Here is a 2271-nt window from a genome sequence, read left to right as displayed (position 1 = left end):
GCGTCTGGACAAGGTGTTCCGTCCGAAGGTGGACGCGGCCTGGAACCTGCACGAGCTGACCCGGGACCTCGACCTCGCCGCCTTCGTCCTCTACTCCTCGGCGGCCGGCGTCTTCGGCACACCGGGCCAGGGCAACTACGCCGCGGCCAACGCCTTCCTCGACGGTCTCGCCCAGCTCCGCAGGGACACCGGGCAGCCCGCCGTCTCGCTGGCCTGGGGCCTGTGGGCCGAGGCCACCGGTATGACCGCCCACCTCGACGACGCCGACCTCGAGCGCGGCCGCCGCGGCGGCATGCTGGGCCTGCCGAACACGGAGGGCCTGGCCCTCTTCGACGCGGCCCTGCACTCCGGCGAGGCCGTCCTCATGCCGGCCAAGCTGGACCTCGCCGAACTGCGCTCCCAGGCCGGGACCGCCGGAGTCCAGGCGATCCTGCACGGCCTGGTCCGCCCGGCACGCCGCGCCGCCAGGGCCGCCGCGCCCACCGGCCAGACCCTCGCGCAGCGCCTCGCAGGCCGCCCGGAGCAGGAGCGGGCGCAGATGCTGCTCGACCTGGTCCGGGTGCAGGTGGCCGCCGTCCTCGGGGTCGCCAACCCCGCCACGGTCGACACCACGCGCGCCTTCAAGGACTCCGGCTTCGACTCGCTCACCGCGGTCGAGTTCCGCAACCGCCTCACCGAGGCGACCGGAGTACGGCTGCCCGCCACCCTCGTCTTCGACCACCCGACGCCCACGGCCCTGGTCCAGCTCCTGCAGGAGCAGCTCGCGGTCCACGAGGCGCCCGCCGCAGGCCTCTCCGTACTGGAGGAGCTCGACCGCCTCGAAAGGGCGATCGCCGCCCCCTCCGCGGACCGCGACGTCCAGGCCCAGGTGGCCCAGCGCCTCCTGGCCCTCAGCACCCGGTGGGAGAGCCTGCACGGCCTCCCGGCCGGTGAGGACGTCGGTCCGGACCTGGACGCGGTGACCGACGACGAGATGTTCGCGCTCCTCGACAGCGAGCTCGGTCTGTCCTGACCGGACGGCTGAACACAGATTTCGAAAGGGACAGGCACAGACATGAGCAGCAACGAGGACAAGCTCCGCGACTACCTCAAGAAGGCGGTGAACGACCTGCGCAAGGCCAACGGCCGGCTGCGTGAGGTCGAGGCCGAGCGGTCGGAACCCATCGCCATCGTCGGCATGGCCTGCAAGCTGCCCGGCGGGGTCACCTCGCCCGAGGAGCTGTGGCAGCTGGTCGCCGAAGGCACCGACGCCATCACCGAGTTCCCGGAGAACCGCGGCTGGGACACCGAGAAGCTGTACGACGAGGACCCCGACCACCCCGGCACCTCGTACGTCCGCCACGGCGGGTTCCTGCACGACGCCGGTGAGTTCGACGCCGCGTTCTTCGGGATCTCGCCGCGCGAGGCCCTCTCCATGAATCCGCAGCAGCGCCTGCTGCTGGAGACCTCCTGGGAGACCTTCGAGCACGCCGGCATCGACCCGACGGGCCTGCAGGGCAGCAGCATCGGCATCTTCGCCGGCGTGATGCACCACGACTACGCGCCGATGGGGCAGCAGATCCCGGCGACCGTCGAAGGCATGCTCGGCATAGGCAACTCCGGCAGCGCGACCTCCGGCCGCGTCTCCTACACCCTCGGCCTGGAAGGGCCTGCCGTGACGGTGGAGACGGCCTGCTCGTCCTCACTGGTCGCCATCCACCTGGCCACCCAGTCGTTGCGGACCGGCGAGTGCATGTGGACGCGGTCGAGGCGCACGGCACGGGCACCGCCCTCGGCGACCCGATCGAGGCGCAGGCCATCCTGGCGACGTACGGCCAGGACCGGCCCGAGGGCCGGCCGCTGTGGCTGGGCTCGCTGAAGTCCAACATCGGCCACGCACAGTCGGCGGCCGGTGTCGCGGGTGTCATCAAGATGGTCGAGGCCATGCGCCACGGGATGCTGCCGAAGACCCTGCACATCACCGAACCGAGCCCCAAGGTCGACTGGGACGCGGGCGACGTCGAGCTGCTGACCGAAGCCCGGCCGTGGAGCCGTACGGACGAGCGGCCGCGTCGTGCCGGTGTCTCCTCCTTCGGTGTCAGCGGCACCAACGCCCACGTCGTCATCGAAGAGGCACCCGCCGAGGAGCCCGCCGAGGAGGACGCGGCCCCGCCGGTCGCAGGTCACGGTGGTCCGCTGCCGTTCGTCGTGTCCGCGAAGTCGGCGCAGGCGCTGAAGGCGCAGGCGGGCAAGCTCGCCGACCACCTCGAGGCCGTCGGGGACTCGGTCCGC

1 protein-coding gene and 1 pseudogene are annotated in these 2271 nt (G+C 72.0%); both read left to right on the top strand.

From position 1 onward, the window contains the following. A partial coding sequence (locus IH80_RS47280) for a KR domain-containing protein (protein WP_030966528.1) occupies positions 1 to 1012 on the top strand: 1012 nt, incomplete at its 5' end. Between the two features lie 42 nt (positions 1013 to 1054). After that, positions 1055 to 2271: pseudogene (locus tag IH80_RS47275) on the top strand (beta-ketoacyl synthase N-terminal-like domain-containing protein); the annotation flags it as partial.

The organism is Streptomyces sp. NRRL S-378 (assembly GCF_000720645.1).
Taxonomy (GTDB): Bacteria; Actinomycetota; Actinomycetes; order Streptomycetales; family Streptomycetaceae; genus Streptomyces.
The sequence above is the reverse complement of the archived record's forward strand: the minus strand, read 5'-3'. Positions and strand labels throughout refer to the sequence as shown.